Origin of the sequence: Fusobacterium perfoetens (assembly GCF_021531475.1) — a bacterium.
In the GTDB taxonomy this organism is placed as follows: domain Bacteria; phylum Fusobacteriota; class Fusobacteriia; order Fusobacteriales; family Fusobacteriaceae; genus Fusobacterium_B.
In genome coordinates this window covers 1-22,299 of the sequence record NZ_JADYTX010000037.1, presented here as the reverse complement: position 1 = coordinate 22,299, position 22,299 = coordinate 1, and the positions used below count along the sequence as shown (strand labels likewise).

Below are 22,299 nucleotides of genomic sequence, written 5' to 3'. Positions count from 1 at the left end.
TGTGATGCATTTTTTTAAATTAACAAATTTATTTAATTTTTTTATTTTTGACTTGACATTTAATAGTTAGTCTTATATAATTAATTTTTTTATTTTTTATTGAATTTTAGTTTTAACAACTTTTACTTTTCTTAATTTTAAAAATTCTAAATTGAAATTTACATTTCCTGAAAAAACATTAGCAAGTACTGAACCTGATAATTGATGACTTACTGTTGCTACTGCTGCTGGTAAAGTACATAATGGATTATTAAATTGTGCTGAAAGTCCAACTGCTAAACCTGAATTTTGTAATCCAACTTCTATTGATAGAGCTTTCTTTTGAGCATCTGTCATTCCACTGAACTCTCCAACTAAATATCCAAGTAAAAATCCTCCCCAATTATGAAGACAAACTGCTAAAACTAAATAAGCTCCTGAATTCATTAAATTAGTTTTGTTTGGTGCTACGCATAATCCCATTATTAAGATGATAGAAACAATTGGTAAAATTACTAAAGCTTTTGAATATTTTGTAACTAAATCATCTAAGAAATAATGAACTACCAATCCTAATAAAATTGGAACTAAAACTACTTGTACAATACTTAAAAACATTGCCATTGCATTAACTTCTACCCATTGTCCTGCTAAAAACAGAGTAAGTGCTGGTGTAAGAAGTGGAGAAAGTAAAGTTGAAACTGTTGTCATTCCAACTGATAATGCCACATCTCCTTTTGCTAAATAAGTCATAACATTACTTGCTGTTCCTCCTGGACAAGTTCCAAGTAAAACTAATCCAACTGCTAATTCACTAGGTAAATGAAAAGCTTTTGCTAAAAAATATCCTAAAAATGGCATAACAACAAATTGAGCTGTACAACCAACTAAAACTTCTTTTGGTTTTGTGAAAACTACTTTAAAATCTTCTACTTTTAATGTCAATCCCATAACAAACATAATAACTCCTAGTCCAACATTAACTATTGGCTGACCAAAAGGTTTCATTTTTCCCAAAGTTAAAAATGGTTGTGGTAAAACCAGTGCTACAACAGCCATAGTAACTACCAATCCGATAAAATATTTTCCTAAAAAATCACTTAGTTTGTTTACAAATCTCATAACTACCTCCATCAATTATATATTTAATATTTTTAATAACCTTAATAAAAAAAGAGCAACCTCTTTAGATTGCTCTTCACATTAAAAATTTATTTTATAAAAAACTATATAAAAATTTTATTTCTAATGAAGTTCCTTTGAACTGTGCAACAATCTAAAGTACGCAAAAATTTATTGCTTATAATTATTATAACCAACATGACAATTATTGTTATTATGCTTATTATTAGATTTAAGTTGCTTAATAAGTTCATCTTAGAACCTCCTTCTTTTTTTATTTTTTTCTTGTGCAAAATGATACAATATTTTAAAAAAAATTGCAAGCTTTTTTTGAAAAAAAATATTTTTTTGTTAATTTTTGTAAAAATACTAGCATTTAAAGGAGATTTAAGGTAAAATATATATTAAATTAAAAAATTTTTTTAATAGAAAGGATGCGAAAATATGAAGTTTGTTGATACTCATTGTCATCTTGATGATGAAAGATTCAATGAAGATAGAGAAGAAGTTTTAAAAAGAATAGAAGAAAAAATGGAGTTTGTTGTAAATGTTGGATTTGATTTACCATCTTCAAAAACTAGTGTAGAATACAGCAATACTTATCCATTTATCTATTCTGCAATAGGAGTTCATCCAACTTCAATTTCTGAGTATAATGATGAAGTTGAAAAAGAATTAATAGAACTATCTAAAAATAAAAAAGTAGTGGCTATTGGAGAGATAGGACTTGATTATTATTGGATGGAAGATGAAAAAGAAGTTCAAAAAGAGGGATTTAGAAAACAGATGAGACTTGCCGAAAAATTAAATCTTCCTGTTATAATCCACTCAAGAGATGCTATGGCTGATACTATTGAGATATTAAATGAATTTCCTAATGTAAGAGGAATTGTTCATTGTTATCCTGGAAGTTTTGAAAGTGCAATGAATATCCCTAGCAATTATTATTTTGGTGTCGGTGGAGTCTTAACTTTTAAAAATTCTAAAAAAACTGTAGAGTTTGTGAATAAGATAGATATTTCAAAATTAGTTATTGAAACTGATTCCCCATATCTTACTCCTGTCCCTTTCAGAGGAAAAAGAAATGAACCTATATACACAGAGTATGTAGTAAAAAAAATATCTGAAATAAAAAATATTCCTGTTGAAGAAGTTTTAAGAATCACTACTGAAAATGCTAAAAAAATTTATGAAATAATTTAAGGAAGAATATGAATTTTATCGGAATTGGAAATGATATTATTGAAATAAATAGAATAGAAAAAGCAACAAAAAAAGCAAATTTTATCACTAAAGTTTTTACAGAGAATGAAATAAAATTATTTGAAATAAAAGGTAGTAGAGCTGAGTTTTTTGCAGGTAGATTTGCTGCAAAGGAGGCTATCTCTAAAGGACTTGGAACTGGTTTTAGAGAGTTTTCTCTAACTGATATTGAAGTGTTAAATAACGAACTTGGTAAACCCTATGTAATTTTTAAAAATAGTATAGAATCTTACAATAAAAAATATTTCGTTGATATTTCAATTTCTCATTGTAAAGAATATGCCACAGCAGTAGCGATAATTTTTGAGGGAGGAAAATAAAAAATGAACATTGATATTTTAGAACTTAAAAGAGAGTTTCAAGTTTATAAAACTAAAATCTCAGATATCAAAAAAACAATAAAATATGAAGAAAGATTAGAAACTATCAAATCCCTTGAAGAGAAAACTACTGAGGAGGGATTTTGGAATGATAAAAATCACAGTCAGAGCATTATCAAAAAAATAAATGAAAACAAAGATTTTGTTGAAGAATATAAAAAAATCGAAAATCTTTACCACGACGAAGAAGTTCTTATTGAATTTATTGATATGGGAGAGGAAGATTTTGAAGGGGAACTTTTAGAAAAACACAAATCTCTTGCTAATGAGATAGATACCCTTGATACTAAACTTTTATTAGATGGAAAATATGATAATAACAACGCTATAATTACTATCCATTCAGGTGCTGGAGGTACAGAGGCTTGCGATTGGGTAGATATGCTTTATAGAATGTATTCAAGATGGTTTAATGAAAAGGGATATAAAGTCAGTCAACTTGATTTTATGGCTGGAGATTCTGTGGGAATAAAATCTATCACATTGTTGGTTGAAGGAACTTTCGCTTATGGATATTTAAAATGTGAAAAGGGAGTTCATAGACTTGTGAGAATTTCTCCTTTTGATGCTAATAAAAAACGTCATACATCTTTTGCATCTGTTGATGTTTTACCAGAGGTTGAAGATGATATTGAAGTAAATATAAAACCTGAGGATTTGAGAATAGATACTTATAGAGCTGGAGGAGCTGGGGGACAACACGTTAATATGACTGACTCAGCTGTTAGAATTACCCATCTTCCTACTGGAATTGTTACTACTTGTCAACAGGAACGTTCTCAGCTTTTAAACAGAGAAAAAGCAATGAAAGTGTTACAAGCTAAACTTCTTGACCTTGAGATTAAGAAAAAAGAGGAAGAGATGAAAAAACTTCAAGGAGAACAGACTGATATTGGTTGGGGAAACCAAATTAGATCCTATGTTTTCCAACCTTATACTATGGTAAAAGATCACAGAACAAACTGTGAGTCTGGTAATATTAGAGCTGTAATGGACGGAGATATTGATCAATTTATTAATAGTTTCTTAAGATGGAATAAAAAATAATATTTTTTTCAATATTTAACTTTTAAAATTATTAAAAATATGATAAACTCATTATGTATTAAAAATATTAATTATGGAGGATTTCAAATGGAAAGAAGAATAAGAACTAGGGTTGCTCCTTCTCCAACAGGAGACCCACATGTAGGTACTGCCTATATAGCTATGTTTAATATAGCTTTTGCCCATAAACACGGTGGAGATTTTATATTAAGAATAGAGGATACTGACCAAAATAGATATACACCAGGTTCTGAACAAATGATTTTTGACAGTCTTAGATGGTTAGGACTTAACTGGCAAGAGGGTCCAGATGTAGGAGGTCCTTGTGGTCCTTACAGACAATCTGAAAGATTTAACATCTACGCTGATTATGCAAAACAATTAGTTGAAAAAGGTGAAGCTTACTATTGTTTCTGTACTCCAGAAAGATTAGAAAACTTAAGAGAAAGACAAAAAGCTATGAAAAAAGCTCCTGGATATGATGGACACTGTAGAAGTCTTTCAAAAGAAGAAGTTGAAGCTAAAATAGCTGCTGGAGAACCATATGTTATAAGATTAAAAATGCCTTATGAAGGAGAAACAGTTATCCACGATAGACTAAGAGGAGATATAGTTTTTGAAAACAGCAAGATAGACGACCAAGTTTTATTAAAAGCTGATGGATTCCCTACATATCACCTTGCTAACGTTGTTGACGACCATTTAATGGGAATCACTACTGTTATAAGAGCTGAAGAATGGATCTCTTCTACTCCTAAACACATTCAACTTTATAAAGCATTCGGTTGGGAACAACCTGAATTTATCCATATGCCACTTTTAAGAAATAGTGACAGAACAAAAATATCAAAAAGAAAAAATCCTGTATCTTTAAACTGGTATAGAGATAATGGATATTTAAAAGAAGGACTTTTAAACTTCTTAGGACTTATGGCTTACTCTTTTGGAGAAGGAAAAGAGATATTTACTCTTGATGAATTTAAAGACAACTTCAATATAGATAATGTTTCTCTTGGAGGACCTGTATTTGACCTTGTTAAACTTGGTTGGATAAATAACCAACATATGAGATTAAAAGATCTTAAAGAGTTAACTGAAATGACTATTCCATTCTTTAGAGCTAACGGATTTGTTGGAGAAGAAATCTCTGATAAAGAGATGGTTGCTCTTGAAAGAATAGTTGAAATTATAAGAGAACACGCTCATACTTTAAAAGAAATAGCTGATGAAGCTGCTGTATACTTTAGAGATGAATATGAATTACCAGTAGTTACTGAAGATATGGATAAAAAAGAAAGAAAAGGAATAGAAAGACTTCATAACGCTATCGCTGATGAAACTGGTAAAAAATCAATAAAATTATTCCTTGAAAAAATAGAAAACTATCCATCAGAAGATATTCCTTTAGATGAAGCTAAAAAACTTCTTACTGATACATTAGAAGAAATCGGAGAAGGACCAGCAAAAGTTTATATGCCTTTAAGAGCTGTATTAACTGGAGAACCTAGAGGTGCTGATTTATACAATCTAATCTTTATAATTGGTAAAGAAAGAACTATAGCTAGAATTAAAAGAATGATAGCAAAATGCAATATCTAATAAAATAAATTCGGAGCTGATTATCAGCTCCTTTTTTAAGGTTATATTTTTTATTTTTATTGATATACACATAGGAGAAAATATGAGAGAGATTTTAACTAATAAAACTTATAAGCACTTTAAAGGAAATTTATACAAAGTACTTTATATTGCAACTCACACAGAAACAAAAGAAAAACTTGTAATCTATCAAGCTCTTTATGGAGATTTTGGGATTTTTGCAAGACCTTATGAAATGTTTGCTTCAGAAGTTGATAAAATAAAATATCCTGAAGTAACTCAAAAATATAGATTTGAATTATTTAAAGATTAAAATAAGGGACGTTGCCGTCCCTTAAATTTTATCTAAATATTATTTCATTTCTTTTTGGTCCATTAGAAACTATTGCAATAGGATATCCTATTTCTTTTTCAATAAATTCTACATAATTTCTAGCATTTTCTGGTAAATCTTCATATTTAGAAATTCCTCTAATATCACATTTCCAACCAGGTAAAACTTTATATACTGGTTTTGCTTTTTCAAGAAGTGGAGTTACTGGAAATTCTTTTGTAACCTCTCCATTGATTTCATAACCAACACATACAGGTATCTCATCAAGGTAACCTAAAACATCAATAGCTGTAAAAGCTACATCAGTAGTTCCTTGTAACATACAACCATAACGAGTTGCTACACAGTCAAACCAACCCATTCTTCTTGGTCTACCAGTTGTAGCTCCAAACTCTCCTGCGTCTCCTCCACGAAGACGAAGATCTTGAGCCTCATCACCAAAAATTTCACTTACAAATGCCCCTTCTCCAACTGCTGAAGAATAAGCTTTTGCTACTGTATAAACTTTTTCTATTGAATGAGGTGGGATTCCTGCTCCAATACTTCCAAATCCAGCTAAAGTAGATGAAGATGTAGTCATTGGATAAATTCCATGATCAGGATCTTTTAAAGCTCCAAGTTGTCCCTCTAATAAAATATTTTTTCCTTCTTTTATAGCTTTATTAAGAAATTCTGTTGTATTTACAATATAAGGTGCTACAACATCTCTATATTGTATTACTTCATCAAATATCTCTTTTGGATCTAATTTTGGTTTATGATATAAATGCTCTATTAAAATATTTTTTATTTCACAAGCTGCTTCTATTCTTTCTCTTAGAATATCCTCATTAAATAAATCACAAATTTGAATACCTGTCTTAGCATATTTATCAGAATAAAAAGGTGCTATTCCTGATTTAGTAGATCCATATTTTTTATCAGCAAGTCTAGCTTCTTCATATGTATCCAATAATATGTGATAAGGCATTAATAATTGTACTCTATCAGATATTAAAACTTTAGGATTTTTTATTCCATTATCTTTTAAATATTTTACTTCTTTAACAAAATAAGGAATATTAAACGCAACACCAGGTCCGATGATATTTACAGTATTTTCATTAAAAACACCACTTGGCATTTGATGTAATGCAAATTTTCCATAATCATTTATTATTGTATGACCTGCATTACTTCCACCTTGAAAACGAATAACTACATCAGCATCTGAAGCTAACATATCAGTTATTTTTCCTTTTCCTTCATCTCCCCAACAAGCTCCAACAATGGCTTTTACCATATTTTTTCCTCCTAAAAATATAATTTTTACGTTACATTATACAACAAAAAATATATTTAGTCAATTATACCCTTATACTTTCAGAGTGACTGTCTATTAATTCTTTATTTTTTTCAAGAATTGGATTAACTATATTCTCTATAAACTCTTTTGTTTGCTCAGGAGCACAACCTACGAAGTTTTTAGCATCCATAATTGATTGTAATTCTTCTAAAGTTAGTCCAAATAGTTTATCATTAGCTATTCTTTCTAATAAATCATTTGGTTTTCCCTCTGCTTTTACTTGACGACCAGCTTCCATAGAATGAACTCTTATTCTTTCATGAAGTTCTTGTCTGTCTCCACCTTTTTTTACAGCATCCATCATTATATTTTCTGTTGCCATAAATGGTAGCTCGCTGTTTAAGTGTTGTTCTATAACTTTAGGATAAACCACTAATCCATCTACTACATTTCTATACAATGATAAAACTCCATCTATACAAAGAAATGCTTCTGGTATACTTATTCTTTTATTTGCTGAGTCATCTAAAGTTCTTTCAAACCATTGAGTAGAAGCTGTTATTGCAGGATTTATTGCATCAGCAATAACATAACGAGCTAGAGAACTTATACGTTCACTTCTCATAGGATTTCTTTTATAAGCCATAGCTGATGAACCTATTTGATGTTTTTCAAAAGGTTCCTCTATCTCTTTAAGATGTTGAAGAAGTCTTATATCATTACTAAATTTAAAAGCACTTTGTGCTATTCCACTTAAAATATTTAAAATTTGACTATCTAATTTTCTTGAATATGTTTGACCTGATACAGCAAAACATTTGTCAAATCCCATTTTCTCAGCTATCATAGGATCTAATTTTTTTACTTTTTCATAATCTCCATCAAATAACTCTAAGAAACTAGCTTGAGTTCCTGTTGTTCCTTTAGAACCTAAAAGTTTTGCTTTTGAAATTTGGTGATCTAAATCTTCTAAATCCATTACCAAATCTTGTAACCAAAGTGTTGCTCTTTTTCCTACTGTTGTAGTTTGAGCTGGTTGAAAGTGAGTAAATCCTAAAGTTGGAAGTTCTCTATATTTCATAGCAAACTTTGAAAGTTCATTTATTACATTTATAAGTTGTTTTTTTACAAGTTTTAAAGCCTCTGTCATTATGATGATATCTGTATTATCTCCAACATAACAACTTGTAGCTCCTAGATGAATTATAGGCATAGCAAGTGGAGCTTGAGTTCCAAAAGCATAAACGTGACTCATAACATCGTGTCTTACTTCTTTTTCTCTAGCTTCTGCCACATCATAATTTATATCATCTTGAAATTGTTTCATTTGATCTATCTGTTCTTGAGTAATATTAAGTCCTAATTCTTTTTCTGTCTCTGCTAAAGCTATCCATAATTTACGCCAAGTTTTAAATTTATAATCTGGCGAAAAAAGATAACTCATCTCTTTACTAGCATATCTTGAAGTTAGGGGACTTACGTATTTGGATTTCATTTATTTTTCCCTCCTCATTGTCTAGTTCTACTTTTGTAGGGTATTTTCCACTAAAACAAGAGTCACAGAATTTACAGTTGCATCCTTCTGCAATATTTGCTAAATTTTCTAATCCTAAGTATCCAAGACTGTCAAGTTCTGATATTTTTGCAATCTCTTCTACTGTATGATTAACTGCTATTAATTTATCTCTTGAAGGAACATCTGTACCATAATAACAAGGCCATAAGAATGGAGGAGCAGTTACACGCATATGAATCTCTTTAGCTCCTGCTTCTTTTAATATTTTTACAAGTCTTCTTATTGTTGTTCCTCTTACTATTGAGTCATCTATTAAAATAACTCTTTTTCCCTCTATATTTTCTTTAAGAGCATTTAATTTTACTCTTACACCATCTTCTCTTTTTGATTGAGTAGGACTTATGAAAGTTCTTCCTATATAACGATTTTTGATAAGTCCCATTCCATAAGGGATTCCACTTTCTTCAGCATATCCAATAGCAGCCACAAGTCCACTATCAGGTACTCCTATAACTATATCTCCCTCAACTGGATGTTCCTTAGCTAATTGACGTCCAGCTCTAAGTCTTGCTTCATAAACACTTACACCATCTATACGGCTATCAGGACGAGCAAAGTAGATATATTCAAATATACATAAGCTAGACTCTACTTTTTTACAATGAGTTGTTATTGATCTCATTCCATTTTCATCTATTACTACTATTTCTCCAGGTTCTACATCACGAACGAATTTAGCTCCTACAGCATCTAAAGCACAGCTTTCTGAAGCTACGATGAATGAATCATCTAATTTTCCTATACATAAAGGTCTGAATCCATGAGGATCTCTACAAGCTATAAGTTTTTTAGGACTCATTACTAATAATGAATAAGCTCCATCAACTATTTCCATCATTTTACTAACAGCAGCTTCAACAGAAGGTTGTTTTACTCTCTCTCTTGCTATTACTGTAGCTATTACTTCTGAGTCTATTGAAGTTTGGAATATGAATCCTTCATTTTCAAATTTTTCTCTTAATTCATAAGCATTAACTAGGTTTCCGTTGTGACTGATTGCCAAAGCTCCTTTTAAATATCTTGAAACAAGGGGTTGGGCATTTTGTACTATACTGTCACCTGCAGTAGAGTAACGTACATGACCTATAGCAATTTTTCCAGTAAGTTTTTCTAAAATATCATTGCTAAATACATCTGGAACAAGTCCCATATCTTTATATTGTTTAACAGTGATATCGTCCATTACAGCTATCCCACAACTTTCTTGACCTCTGTGTTGTAGTGAATACAATCCATAATAAACTATCTTTCCAGAATCTTCAATGGAACCATTATTATAAATTCCAAATACTCCACATTCTTCCTTAAGAACATCCTCTTCTCTCATAACTCCTCCAATACTTTATTATTTAAATTATTTGTTACCATTCCTAAACTTTTAATAGATTTTTAAATTCTATCATCTCTACACTTTTATAAAAAATTTTTATGCTACATTTTACTAAAAAACCTGAGAAAACTCAATAGTTTTTTTTTATTTTTTTTACTTTTTTTCAATTCGCCAAATTTCTAACATAAAAAGAGCATTTTTTTATCTGTATTCTTAATTCTCGTCACAAAATAATTTAAACTTTTCTTTATCAAAGTCAATTTTTCCCTCTTTTTTTAATTTTGAAAGTTCATTTGACATTGCACTTCTATCTATGCAAAGATAATCAGCCAGTTGTTGTCTATCAAAAGGAATTGAAAAACTTGAACTTTTATTTATCTTAGCTTGTTCTGAAAGATATGATAACAGTTTTTCCCTAGTATTTCTTCTAGACATATGCTCTATCTTTGAAGTTAAAATTATATTATTTTTAGATAAAATTATCAAAAGATTGCTTATTAAAATTTCTCTTACTGAAGCTGAAAAAGAGCAAGTTTTTATTATTCTAGTAAAATCTATAAACATTATCTTAGACTTTTGTATTGCCACTACACTTACTGGAAGAATTTCCTGAGCACAAGCAAAAGCTTCTCCAAAAATCTCGCTTTCTAAAACATCACATAAAATATTTCTATTTCCCCAATAATCCTCATTAATAATATGAACTTTTCCAGAAAGAACAAGACCTATCTCTTTTTCTTTTTCCCCAGCGTTAAAAATATACTCTCCCTTTTCATAATCTCTCACTGTTACTTGAAGACATCTAAATAATATCTCTATCTCTTCATTAGTAAGATTTCCAAAAAGTTCTGATTTTTTTATAATATCTAAAAATTCTCTCATATTTTCTCCATTTTTTTATTTTTGTTGTAAAAACAACATCTTTTTTTAATGTATTATAGTATAATTAATATATAAAGTCAAGAAAGGGGGACTAGGGTGGATTTAGAAAAAATAATGAAAGAAAAGACTTTTGCAATAGTTGGTGATACTCTAAATGAAAAAAAATATGCTTGTATTATAAAAAATAAAATGATTGATAGCGGTTATAATATATTTTCTGTTGGAAAAGAGTTAAAATCTTTAAATGATATTCCTGATGAAATCGATGTTATTGATCTTTGTATCAACTCAAAAGAGGGACTTCGTTTAATGAAAGAGTGTACAAAATCTTTCAAGGGAATTGTGATTCAACCTGGTGCTGAAAGTGAAGAGTTAATAACTTATCTAAAAGAAAAAAATTATCCTTTTATAGAGGGATGTCTTTTAGTTGGTTTATCTTTATATAAAAAATAATCTAAAGGAGTGATAATATGCTTAATATAACAAAAGAAAATTTTAATGAAGAAGTTTTAAATTCTAAAGGACTAGTTTTAGTAGATTTCTGGGCTACTTGGTGTGGACCTTGTAGAGCTTTAGGACCAATCCTAGAAGATTTCGCTAATGAATATACTAATGTTAAAGTTGGAAAAATCAATGTCGATGAACAACCAGAACTTGCTTCTCAATTTAGAGTAATGAGTATTCCTACTTTATTACTTTTCAAAGACGGAGAAGTTGTTAAAAAATCTGTTGGACTTTTATCAAAAGACGAATTAGTAGAACTTACAAAATAATAAACTAAAATAAAACTCCACTTTTTATTCTATAAATAAGATTAAGAAGTGGAGTTTTTTATTTGTTCTTATAATAAAATATTTATTTCTGTTTCTTTGTCAAAAATATGAATTTTCTCAGTATCAAAATAGAAATCTTTTATATCATTGTATTTTAAAACTTCATCTTTTTTTAGTTCTGTTCTACTTACAAGACTTACACCATCTATTTCAAAATGTATAAATTGCTCATTTCCCATATTTTCAACAATTCCTATTTTTCCTTGAATTGATTTACTTTCATTTGTTTCATTAACTGAAATATGTTCTGGACGAATTCCCAATATAACATCTTTTCCAATATAGTCTAGTAATTTTTCTTCAAATTTCTGAGGGATAACTAATGATTTTTTATCGCCAAATGAGAATATCATATGTTGAGAATTTTTTATTAATTTTCCTGTTATAAAGTTCATCGCTGGACTTCCTATAAATCCTGCTACAAAACGATTTTTTGGTTTGTTATATAGATTTACTGGAGTGTCAACTTGCATTATTTTCCCTTTATTTAATACACAAATTCTATCTCCCATTGTCATTGCTTCCACTTGATCGTGAGTTACATAGATCATTGTGGCTGTTTGTCCCTCTTCTTTTAATTGTTTATGAAGTTCTGTTATTTTTACCCTCATTGAAACTCTTAATTTTGCATCAAGGTTTGATAGTGGCTCGTCAAAAAGAAATACTTTTGGTTTTCTAACAATAGCTCTTCCAACAGCTACTCTTTGTCTTTGACCTCCTGACATCTCTTTTGGTTTTCTATCAAGAAGATCTGTTATCTCCAATTTTTTAGAAGCTTCTTTTACTCTTCTATCAATTTCTTCTTTATCAACTTTTGCAATTTGAAGACCAAAAGCCATATTTTCATATACAGTCATATGAGGATAAAGAGCATAGTTTTGGAATACCATTGCTATTCCTCTTTCTTTTGGTGGAAGATCATTTACTAATTTATCTCCTATCCAAATTTCTCCTCCGCTTATTTCTTCTAAACCTGCTATCATTCTTAAAGTTGTTGATTTTGCACAACCAGATGGTCCTACAAAAACCATAAACTCTCCATCTTTTATCTCTAAATCAATTCCATAAACTGCTTTAAATCCATTTTCATATACTTTTTCTACTTTTTTTAAAATTACTTTTGACATCTTTCCTCCAAAATAATAACGGACTATTTATTTATCCTATTATATCTTGATATTATTCTATTTGAAGCTTTTTCTACATTTTGAGCTTCTTTTTTAGAATCTTTTCCTTCTGATACAGCTTCCATTGCTTCTACCATTTTTTCTCTAACATCTGGGAATACTCCTAAAATAGCTCCTTGTGTAGCTGTATTTTTATTTGTTGCTTCTAATTCTTCTACAATAGTTTTAAATTGTGGCATTTTTTCCATAGTTACTTTCATTAAATCTGTATCATAAGATTCTTTATTTACTGGGAAATATCCTGTTTTAGATGACCAGAATGCTTGAACATCTTTTGAAGTTGCATATTTTACGAAATCCCAAGCGGCTTTTTGTTTTGCTTTATTTTCTGATTTTGTTATCCAAAGAGAAGCTCCACCTATTATACTTCCATTAAATTCTCCACTTTCATTTGGAATAAATGCTGTACCTACTTCAAAGTTAGAATTTTTTATAACTCCTGTTATTCCAGCTGATGAGTCTAAAAACATTGCAACTTTTCCTGAGTTGAAAGCACTTCTTGTTGTATTCCATTCTCTACCGTAGTTTGTAGCTAATTTTTCTGTATTCATTCTTCTCATCCAATCAAGAATAACTGGTAATTGTTTTCCATAAACTACTTTTGTTGGTAATTTTCCATTTCTTCCATTTTCTTCATCAACATATAAACTATTGTCATTTGCTAAAAGTTGTTCTATAAACCAAGCATAAGATATTATTGAGAAACCATATCTATCCACAACACCATTTTTATTAGTTTTTACTAATTTTCTAGAATATTCTTCAATCTCTTTATAACTTTTTGGAGCTTTTTCTGGATCTAATCCAACTTCTCTAAAAGCATCTTTATTATATACTAATATAGCTGTTGAAGAGTTAAAAGGCATTGAATATAATTTACCATTAATTCTATAATAGTTTAATAAAACATCTTCTAATTTACTTTCATCAAAATTTTTATCTTCTTTTATAAATTCATACATTGGAACTACAGCTCCACTTCTATACATAAATGAAGTTGAAACGTCATTCATTTGAACTAAATCTGGAACTTCTTTTGTTCCTGAAACTGCTTTAAATTTTACTATTGACTCTTCATATGACCCCTGGAATATAGCATCTACAACTACTTCGTCTTGAGATTTATTGTAATCGTCTACTATTTTTTCAAGTGCTTTTTGCCCCTCTCCTGTCATTGCGTGCCAGAAAACTATATTTTCTTTAGCATAAGTTCCAACTGATAAAGCCATTCCTAATAACAACATTGATAATTTTCTTAATTTCATATTTCCTCCATTTTATTCTTTTAGAGCTCCTGATGTTAGCCCTTTTTGTAATTGTTTTTGTCCTAAAAATAACACTATTAATGATGGTACTATTACTAGTACTACACCTGCCATCAATCTTCCAAAGTTTGTTTGTTCTTCAGATTTCAACATTTTTAAACCTATTTGTATAGTTCTTGATTCTGGTCTTGTAGAAATCATCAAAGGCCATAAATACATATTCCATAAATGTAAGAATGAATATATTGCCCATGTACTTAGTACACCTTTTGATAGCGGTAAAACTATTTTTGAATAAATAAACATATGTCCACAACCATCTATCTTTGCTGCCTCAATTAAAGACTTATTTAAAGTTTTAAATTGTTGTACCATTAAAAATATTCCAAGTCCACTTGTTAAAAATGGTAGAACTATTGATATTCTTTTATTTAATAATCCCCATTTTAAAATTGTTATGTAGTTTGGAACAAATATTGTTTCCCAAGGTATAAACATAGCAAGTGCTATGACAAAAGAAACTAATTTTTTCATTTTAAAATCTACAAAAACTATCGCATATGCAGCCATACTACAAATTATTACTTGGAAAATCATTCCAACTGTTGAAGTAATTACGCTGTTGGCGAAAAATCTTCCCATTGGGAATACTCCCATAAGTTCTTGATAATTTTCTAAATGGATACTTCTAGGAATAATATTTCCTCTAACAATATCACCTGTTTCCATAAAACTAGCAAGTAAAGCATATATTAGTGGAAAAAATATAATTATTGTAGATATAAAAAGTAAAACATATATTATTAAATTATTTTTTTTCATTATTGGTAATGCACCTTCTTTTGTAATTTTGATTTAGATAACATTATAATAACTATTATTAATAAAAGGATAACACCTTGAACACTTGCATAATCAAATCTATAGTTTGAAAAGGCTGTTTTATAAATACTATAAACTAAAAAGTTTGTTGAGTTGTTTGGTCCTCCACCTGTTAATATATCTACTTGTCCAAAACTTTGGAAAGCTTTCAGAGTAGTTGTTATAACTAAATAAAATATACTTGGACTTAGTAATGGAATTGTTACTTTAAATAATTTTGTAAAATATCCTGCCCCGTCCATTAAACAACTTTCATCTACATCAGCACTAATATTTTGTAAACCAGCTGTCAAAACAAGAAACCCAAATCCTATATTCATCCATATAGTTGATATTGCAACAGTGATTAAAGCATACTTTGAATCTGTTAACCAGTTTATTGGAGTTCCACCACAAATTTCTATTATTTCATTAATTATTCCTAAACTTGGATGAAACATAAATAGTACCACAGATGCTGATGCAGAAATTGATACCCCTAAACTTGACGAAAATACCATTCTGAAAAATCCAATTCCCTTAATTTTTTCGTTACACAAAATTGCTAAAAATAATGAAATCATAATGCTCAAAGTAACTGTTATAATAGCAAACTTAAAAGTTGCAATTAAACTAGAATAAAAAGCTGGATCTGTAAATAATTCATAAAAATTTTCAAGACCAGCATATTCTACTATCTTACCTTTTTCATCTGTAAAAGAAAATGCGTATATAAATGTTTTAAAAAGTGGGTAGATAGAAAAGATAAAAGTTACTATTAAAGTAGGAAGAGCAAATAGTATTCCAATATTTTCATCTCTCTTTAACTTCATTTTTTCCTCCTAAAATTGTTCTACTATTTCAGTATAAAACAGTTTCTAGAGTTTGACAAATTCCTTTACTGATCTTTTAATATTTTTACCTTAATTTTACATTAAAAGATTTTTTTACATAAAATTAATAAAAAAAATATCCAAACCATTTAAAAATTTTAAATAATTTAGATATTTTTTCACAAAATAAAAACCCTTGCTTTCGCAAGGATTTTTATTTATATTATTGAGTTGTATTAGCGATAATTATTTATCAGAAATAGAAACTACACCTGGTAATTCTTTTCCTTCTAAGTATTCAAGTGATGCTCCTCCACCAGTAGAGATGTGAGTGAATTTGTCAGCATATCCAAGTTGCATTGCAGCTGCAGCTGAGTCTCCTCCACCGATTATTGTTGTAGCTCCTTGTAAGTTAGCTATTGCTTCACAAACTCCGATAGTTCCTTTTGCATAGTTAGGCATTTCGAATACACCCATTGGTCCATTCCATACTACAGTTTTTGCAGCAGCTATTTCTTTTGCAAATAATTCTATTGTTCCTGCTCCAACATCTAATCCCATTTGGTCAGCTGGTATTTCATCAACAGAAACTGTTGTATGAGGTGCATCGTTATCGAATTTAGCAGCAACTACTGTATCTATTGGAAGAACTAATTTTCCGTTAGATTTTTCGATTAATGCTTTTGCAAGTTCTATTTTATCTTCTTCAACTAAAGATGTTCCTGTATTTTTTCCTAAAGCTCTTAAGAATGTAAACATCATAGCTCCACCAACAAGAACTTTGTCAGCTTTAACTAATAAGTTTTCTATAACTCCTATTTTATCAGAAACTTTAGCTCCTCCTAAGATAGCAACTAAAGGTCTTACTGGAGAATCAACAGCTTCTCCTATGAATTTTATTTCTTTTTCCATTAAGAATCCAGCAGCAGATTTTCCTTCTCCAATGTTTGCAGCGATTCCGATGTTAGATGCGTGAGCTCTGTGAGCTGTACCAAAAGCATCGTTTACAAATAAATCTCCTAAAGATGCCCAGTATTTTCCTAATTCAGGATCGTTTTTAGATTCTTTTTTACCGTCTAAATCTTCAAATCTAGTATTTTCAAACATCATTATTTCTCCAGATTTTAGATTTGCGATAGCTTCTTCTAATTCTGCTCCTCTTGTAGCTGGAACGAATTTAACTTCTTTTCCTAAAAGTTCTGCTAATCTTTCAGCAGCTGGTCTTATTGATTTAGTTTTTAAATCTTCTTCTGTTTTTACTTTTCCTAAATGAGAGAAAGCGATAACTTTTCCACCATTTTCTAATACATATTTTATAGTTGGTAATGCTGCAACTATTCTGTTATCGTTAGTTATTTTTCCATCTTTCATTGGAACGTTAAAGTCCACTCTCATAAGAACTTTTTTATCTCTTACATCTAAATCTGTTACGATTTGTTTTGCCATTTTAGTCCTCCTAATATATTTTCAATAATTTATCTTATAAAAAACGGAACCCATAAGGTTCCGTTATTCATTTGTATTTATTTTGTTACTTCTATCAGTCTTTAATTAGAACTATTTTGCTAATTCAACGAATTTTTTAAGAGTTCTGATTAATTGAGAAGTGTAAGACATTTCGTTGTCATACCAAGCTACAGTTTTAACTAATTGTTTGTCTCCAACTGTCATAACTTTAGTTTGAGTAGCATCAAATAATGATCCATAGTTGATTCCTACGATATCGCTTGATACTAATTCTTCTTCAGTGTATCCGAAAGATTCTGTTGAAGCAGCTTTCATAGCAGCGTTAACTTCTTCTACTGTTACTGGTTTAGCTAATACTGTTACTAATTCAGTGATTGATCCAGTTATTACTGGTACTCTTTGAGCAGCTCCGTCTAATTTTCCTTTTAATTCAGGGATAACTAATCCGATTGCTTTTGCAGCTCCAGTTGTGTTAGGAGTGATGTTTGCAGCAGCAGCTCTAGCTCTTCTTAAATCTCCTTTTCTGTGTGGTCCGTCTAATGTGTTTTGGTCATTTGTATAAGCGTGGATAGTTGTCATTAATCCTTCAACGATTCCAAAGTTGTCGTTTAATGCTTTAGCCATTGGTGCTAAACAGTTAGTTGTACAAGAAGCTCCTGATATAACTGTTTCAGTTCCATCTAATATATTGTCGTTTACGTTGTAAACTATTGTTTTAAGATCTCCAGTAGCTGGTGCAGAAATAACTACTTTTTTAGCTCCTGCTTGGATATGAGCTTCTGCTTTTTCTTTTTTAGTGAAGAATCCAGTACATTCTAATACTACGTCTACACCTAATTCTCCCCAAGGTAAGTTTGCTGGATCTGCTTGTGCAAATACTTTTATTTCTTTTCCGTTAACTACGAAAGCGTCTTCTTTAACTTCGATAGTTCCGTTGAATCTTCCTTGTGCTGAGTCATATTTGAATAAGTGAGCTAGCATGTGAGCGTCTGTTAAGTCGTTGATTGCTACAACGTCAAACTCAGGGTTTTGAACCATTAATCTTAATGCTAATCTTCCTATTCTTCCGAATCCATTAATTGCTACTTTAACTGCCATTTAAAATTCCTCCTTGAATATCTTTCTTTTCTATTATAATTAATTTTTTTAAGTACACTATTAATCTATACGCTTATTATACGCACTTATTACACTTTTGTCAATTTTATGATAGATTAATTTTGACCATTTTTTTGGTTATTATTTGATATTTAAAAACTCATTCATATCATTAGGCAAAGAAATCTCTATTGTCATATCCTCTAAAGTTTCAGGATTTTTTACGATTAATTTATATGCGTGAAGAAATTGTCTTGGAACAGGTTGTTCTTCAGGTCCATAAAGAGAGTCTCCAACTATTGGATGTCCCTCTAAAGACATATGCACTCTTATTTGATGAGTTCTTCCAGTGAAAAGTTCTAATTCTATCAAAGAAATATTTTTTTCTGGATATCTTTTTAAAACTTTAACAAAAGTTTTTGCCTCTTGTCCTCCCTCTTCTACAGAAAGTTCCTCTCTTTTTATATTTTCTCCAACACGTCCTATTGGTCTTTCTATATAAAATTCATCTTTTTCAACTATCCCCTCTACAACAGCTTGATAATACTTTTTTACCTTCGCTTTATCTTGTAGGAAAGCTTGAGTGAAAGCATTTTTAGTTATAACTATAAGCCCTGAAGTATCCATATCAAGTCTATTATAAAATCTTGGAACAACTGTTTTTCCTGTCGTTTTTAGAAAATAATCTACTATTCCGTTAGCCAATGTTTTATCAACTTTTTTTTGAGTTGGATGAACTACTAGTTGAGGTGGTTTGTTTACTATTAATAAGTTTTTATCCTCATAAACTATATCTAAATCCATTGGAATAGGAGCTATATTAGTTCCTTTTTCCTTTTCAACAACCACAAGTCTATTTAATTTTTTTATTTTTTTATCAAGTTTTACTTTTTTTCCATTTAAGTAAACATCAGCATTTCTTAAATTTCTTGTAGAATAACCTTTTATTCCTTTAAGGTATTCTCCTACTTTTAAATTATTATATTCTGGCTCGATTATAAATTTCTTCATAAATTTTCCTTTTTTTATTTTGATTTTATTAGAATTATACCATCTATTATGTTTTTTATCAAGGCAAAGTAATTTCTCTTTATTTTTAAACTTTTATATGGTATCATTTAAATAGAAACAATTAATATTTAAGGAGGATTTTTTATGAAAAGAATAATAAATACACCAAAAGCACCTGCAGCTTTAGGACCTTACTCTCAAGCTATCGAAGTAAATGGAACTTTATACATATCTGGTCAAATCCCATTTATTCCAGAAACTATGACTTTAGTATCTGATGATGTTAAAGCTCAAACTAGACAATCTTTAGAAAACTTAAAAGCTATCCTTGACGAAGCTGGATATTCTTTTAAAGATGTAGTTAAAGCTACTTGCTTTATAAAAAATATGGATGACTTTGGAGCTATCAATGAAGTTTATGCTGAATATCTTGGAGATGTAAAACCAGCTAGAGCTTGTGTTGAAGTTGCTAGACTTCCTAAAGATGTTAAAGTTGAAATAGAACTTATCGCTGTTAAATAATAATTTAAAAAGAGCTGGTTTTTATTCCAGCTCTAATTTTTTATCTACACATTATTTATTAATAATTATTTAAGAAATCAACTACAAATTGTGCATATAGTCCCATTCCATATTCTAATCCATCTTCGTCCATATTAAATTTTTCATGGTGATGTGGATAGTCAGCATTTTTTTCTGGATTTCTTATTCCAATAAAAGCTAATGCTCCTGGAACTTCTTCCATAAAGTAACAAAAATCTTCTGCTCCTGTTATTTTTTCAAATTTTGTAAGCCCTTCTTTTCCAAGAAGTTTTTCTACTGATTTTTCAGCTATAGCAGAACATCTTTCATCATTTATTACTGGAGTTGTTCCATAATTATATATAACTTCACCTTCTGTTCTATAAGCTTCACAAGTAGATTTTACAACTCTTCTTATAGCAGCTTCAACTTTCTTTTGAGTATCTTTACTGAATGTACGAACTGTTCCCTCTAAAGTTGCTTGATTTGCAATTACATTAAATCTTGTTCCTGAATGGAAAGATCCTATTGTTATAACTGCTGAATCTACTGGACTTATTTCTCTACTTACTATTGGTTGTAAATTCATTACAAGAGCTGAACCAGCTACAACTGAATCTATTGCTTGATGTGGTAAAGAACCGTGTCCACCTTTTCCTTTTATTTCTATTTTTAATACATCAGCTGATGCCATTCTTGGTCCTGCTTCAACAGAGATTTTTCCAACTGGAATATCTGACCACAAATGTATCCCAAAGCAACCATCTACAACACCTTTTAACGGTTCAGCTTCTATCATTGCTTTAGCTCCTGCTGCTACTTCTTCAGCTGGTTGGAAATATAATTTTACTGTTCCATTGATTTCATCTTCTATATCTTTAAGAATTCTTGCTGCTCCTAAAAGCATTGATATATGTCCATCATGTCCGCAAGCATGCATCATTCCACAATTTTTTGAAGCATAATCTACACCTGTACATTCATTAACTGATAAACCATCTATATCAGCTCTAAGAGCCACTTTTTTTCCTGGTTTCTTTCCTCCAATTTCTACTACTACACCTGTTCCTGCAACTACTTTATATTTTGCTCCCATTTTATCTAATTCTTCTTGAATTCTTTTAGAAGTTTTATATTCTTGTAAACTTGGTTCTGGCATTTGGTGAAACTCTCTTCTAAGTCCTACTACATAATCTTTATATTTTTTAGCTAACTCTTTTATCTCCATTCTATTCCTCCTAGTATTTTTTTCTGTTCTAATATATTATATATCTTTTATAACATTTTTGCGAATATTCCTGCAATAATAACAGAAACTATAGTAACAGAAGCAAATCCTCCTATTAACATTTTTGGCAACATCTCTCCTGTTAAGAAATCTACTTCTTCTCCAGTTTTTCCCAAAGCCATTGCTGCATCATTTGTCAAAGTATAATTTACCGGGAAACCATACAGTGCATTTAAAGATATTGCTATTGCCATAGGAATAGACTCTTTAAATATTTTTGCTGCTATTATTGAGAAAATAACTAAACCTGCTACTCCAAATCCTATTATTCCTATAAAAGGTATAATTAATTCTTTTATCATTTCCGGTGTAGCTTTAGCAAGTCCTCCAAAAATAAATGCCATAAGTCCTGTCATAAAAAATCCAAAAGTTCCAGATAAATTAAGAGGTCTTCTTTCTATAAATCCTATCTCAGCTGCTATTGCTCCTACAACTAGACAAATTACAAATTCTGAAACAGCTTTATTCATTAAGTTTGTTAAAAATATACTTGTTTGAACTAAAATTCCTAGTTTTAAAAGTAATATATAAGTTGTTTGATATTTTTTAGGTAATTGAGGTAAAAGAGTTTTTTTCTCTCCTTCTTCTGAGTTTACCTCTCTTTTTTGAATCTCACCATTTCTAAATTTTTTAAGAAGTCTTTTTCCTTCTATATTTAATGTAATAGCCGTCAATGGATATCCTGCAAATCCTTGCATTACATACATACCAACTGCTAATACAGCTAGAGTTGGTAACCCTTTAGCAGTAGCTGCTTGAGACATTATAACTGACGCAACTACTCCTCCTGTTAATGGTGGAGTGGCAACTACTAACATATCCCAAGGAAAAAATAATTTTCCTAAAATAAGAGTTCCAAAACAAATTCCACAAATTCCAATAATTGATATAGCGAAAGTTTTCCATTGAGCAATAAGCTCTTTTACACTTATCATTGTTCCCATATGTGTTATTAATAAAAACATAGAAACCTGTATAATACTTGGTCCAAATCCAGCAACTTCAAGTATATTAGCTGGAAATATTGTCCAGTATCCCACTAAAAATAATAAAGCTGTTTGATATGATACCCATAAAGGACACATATATATTATCAACAAATTAAAAAATATAAGAAAGTTGGTAATGTATGTCTAA

The 22,299-nt window shown here is 30.0% G+C and carries 22 protein-coding genes; 8 read left to right on the top strand and 14 right to left on the bottom strand.

Annotated elements, in window-relative coordinates; translation table 11 throughout:
- Positions 1 to 96: 96 nt before the first annotated feature.
- Positions 97 to 1,101 carry a bile acid:sodium symporter family protein gene (locus I6E15_RS08355; protein WP_235247365.1) on the bottom strand — a complete coding sequence of 335 codons (1,005 nt, stop codon included), beginning with the start codon at positions 1,099 to 1,101 and terminating at the stop codon, positions 97 to 99.
- A gap of 444 nt (positions 1,102 to 1,545) precedes the next feature.
- On the opposite strand from I6E15_RS08355, the gene I6E15_RS08350 reads away from it, so the two are divergent.
- From I6E15_RS08350 to I6E15_RS08330, 5 genes are all read left to right on the top strand, one after another.
- Positions 1,546 to 2,304 (top strand): TatD family hydrolase, encoded by a 759-nt coding sequence (locus I6E15_RS08350; protein WP_235247364.1) that lies wholly within the window; start codon positions 1,546 to 1,548, stop codon positions 2,302 to 2,304.
- 8 nt (positions 2,305 to 2,312) lie between these two features.
- Positions 2,313 to 2,684 carry a holo-ACP synthase gene (gene acpS / locus I6E15_RS08345; protein ID WP_235247363.1) on the top strand — a complete coding sequence of 124 codons (372 nt, stop codon included), beginning with the start codon at positions 2,313 to 2,315 and terminating at the stop codon, positions 2,682 to 2,684.
- A gap of 9 nt (positions 2,685 to 2,693) precedes the next feature.
- On the top strand, positions 2,694 to 3,791 hold the full coding sequence (gene prfB, locus I6E15_RS08340; protein WP_235247366.1) for a peptide chain release factor 2: 1,098 nt from the start codon (positions 2,694 to 2,696) through the stop codon (positions 3,789 to 3,791).
- Positions 3,792 to 3,878: 87 nt separating this feature from the next.
- A complete protein-coding gene (gene gltX, locus I6E15_RS08335; RefSeq protein ID WP_235247362.1) occupies positions 3,879 to 5,390 on the top strand; it encodes a glutamate--tRNA ligase in 1,512 nt (503 codons plus the stop codon).
- 82 nt (positions 5,391 to 5,472) lie between these two features.
- Positions 5,473 to 5,703: a DUF1653 domain-containing protein gene (locus I6E15_RS08330; RefSeq protein ID WP_235247361.1), complete on the top strand. Its 231-nt coding sequence runs from the start codon at positions 5,473 to 5,475 to the stop codon at positions 5,701 to 5,703.
- A 28-nt stretch (positions 5,704 to 5,731) separates the two neighbouring features.
- Here the strand turns inward: I6E15_RS08330 and I6E15_RS08325 are convergent, their stop codons facing one another.
- From I6E15_RS08325 to I6E15_RS08310, 4 genes are all read right to left on the bottom strand, one after another.
- Positions 5,732 to 7,006: an adenylosuccinate synthase gene (locus I6E15_RS08325; protein WP_235247360.1), complete on the bottom strand. Its 1,275-nt coding sequence runs from the start codon at positions 7,004 to 7,006 to the stop codon at positions 5,732 to 5,734.
- Positions 7,007 to 7,070: 64 nt separating this feature from the next.
- Entirely contained in the window at positions 7,071 to 8,504 is a 1,434-nt protein-coding gene (gene purB, locus I6E15_RS08320) for an adenylosuccinate lyase (protein ID WP_235247359.1), read from the bottom strand.
- Positions 8,461 to 9,912, bottom strand: coding sequence for an amidophosphoribosyltransferase (purF, locus tag I6E15_RS08315; RefSeq protein ID WP_235247358.1), 1,452 nt, complete (start codon positions 9,910 to 9,912; stop codon positions 8,461 to 8,463). The genes purB and purF overlap by 44 nt, the downstream gene beginning before the upstream one ends.
- A 216-nt stretch (positions 9,913 to 10,128) precedes the next feature.
- A complete protein-coding gene (locus I6E15_RS08310) occupies positions 10,129 to 10,797 on the bottom strand; it encodes a Crp/Fnr family transcriptional regulator (RefSeq protein ID WP_235247357.1) in 669 nt (222 codons plus the stop codon).
- Positions 10,798 to 10,893: 96 nt separating this feature from the next.
- Between I6E15_RS08310 and I6E15_RS08305 the strand changes: the two genes are divergently transcribed.
- Entirely contained in the window at positions 10,894 to 11,250 is a 357-nt protein-coding gene (locus I6E15_RS08305; RefSeq protein ID WP_235247356.1) for a CoA-binding protein, read from the top strand.
- Positions 11,251 to 11,267: 17 nt separating this feature from the next.
- Positions 11,268 to 11,570 carry a thioredoxin gene (gene trxA / locus I6E15_RS08300; protein ID WP_177162098.1) on the top strand — a complete coding sequence of 101 codons (303 nt, stop codon included), beginning with the start codon at positions 11,268 to 11,270 and terminating at the stop codon, positions 11,568 to 11,570.
- Positions 11,571 to 11,638: 68 nt separating this feature from the next.
- Here the strand turns inward: trxA and I6E15_RS08295 are convergent, their stop codons facing one another.
- The 7 genes from I6E15_RS08295 to I6E15_RS08265 form a co-directional block, all read right to left on the bottom strand.
- Positions 11,639 to 12,757, bottom strand: coding sequence for an ABC transporter ATP-binding protein (locus I6E15_RS08295; RefSeq protein WP_235247355.1), 1,119 nt, complete (start codon positions 12,755 to 12,757; stop codon positions 11,639 to 11,641).
- 23 nt (positions 12,758 to 12,780) lie between these two features.
- Positions 12,781 to 14,082, bottom strand: coding sequence for an ABC transporter substrate-binding protein (locus I6E15_RS08290; protein WP_235247354.1), 1,302 nt, complete (start codon positions 14,080 to 14,082; stop codon positions 12,781 to 12,783).
- Positions 14,083 to 14,094: 12 nt separating this feature from the next.
- Complete coding sequence (locus I6E15_RS08285; protein WP_177162095.1) at positions 14,095 to 14,904, bottom strand: carbohydrate ABC transporter permease; 810 nt, start codon at positions 14,902 to 14,904, stop codon at positions 14,095 to 14,097.
- Positions 14,904 to 15,776: a carbohydrate ABC transporter permease gene (locus I6E15_RS08280; RefSeq protein ID WP_235247353.1), complete on the bottom strand. Its 873-nt coding sequence runs from the start codon at positions 15,774 to 15,776 to the stop codon at positions 14,904 to 14,906. The genes I6E15_RS08285 and I6E15_RS08280 overlap by 1 nt, the downstream gene beginning before the upstream one ends.
- Before the next feature lie 246 nt (positions 15,777 to 16,022).
- Positions 16,023 to 17,222, bottom strand: coding sequence for a phosphoglycerate kinase (locus I6E15_RS08275; RefSeq protein WP_235247352.1), 1,200 nt, complete (start codon positions 17,220 to 17,222; stop codon positions 16,023 to 16,025).
- A 111-nt stretch (positions 17,223 to 17,333) separates the two neighbouring features.
- Entirely contained in the window at positions 17,334 to 18,341 is a 1,008-nt protein-coding gene (gap, locus tag I6E15_RS08270; protein WP_177162092.1) for a type I glyceraldehyde-3-phosphate dehydrogenase, read from the bottom strand.
- A 141-nt stretch (positions 18,342 to 18,482) separates the two neighbouring features.
- Positions 18,483 to 19,352: an RluA family pseudouridine synthase gene (locus I6E15_RS08265; protein WP_235247351.1), complete on the bottom strand. Its 870-nt coding sequence runs from the start codon at positions 19,350 to 19,352 to the stop codon at positions 18,483 to 18,485.
- 144 nt (positions 19,353 to 19,496) lie between these two features.
- Between I6E15_RS08265 and I6E15_RS08260 the strand changes: the two genes are divergently transcribed.
- A complete protein-coding gene (locus tag I6E15_RS08260; RefSeq protein ID WP_235247350.1) occupies positions 19,497 to 19,874 on the top strand; it encodes a RidA family protein in 378 nt (125 codons plus the stop codon).
- Positions 19,875 to 19,932: 58 nt separating this feature from the next.
- Here the strand turns inward: I6E15_RS08260 and I6E15_RS08255 are convergent, their stop codons facing one another.
- Both I6E15_RS08255 and I6E15_RS08250 read right to left on the bottom strand, forming a co-directional pair.
- Positions 19,933 to 21,102 carry a M20 family metallopeptidase gene (locus I6E15_RS08255; protein WP_235247349.1) on the bottom strand — a complete coding sequence of 390 codons (1,170 nt, stop codon included), beginning with the start codon at positions 21,100 to 21,102 and terminating at the stop codon, positions 19,933 to 19,935.
- Positions 21,103 to 21,149: 47 nt separating this feature from the next.
- Complete coding sequence (locus I6E15_RS08250; RefSeq protein WP_235247348.1) at positions 21,150 to 22,247, bottom strand: hypothetical protein; 1,098 nt, start codon at positions 22,245 to 22,247, stop codon at positions 21,150 to 21,152.
- Between the last annotated feature and the right edge of the window lie 52 nt (positions 22,248 to 22,299).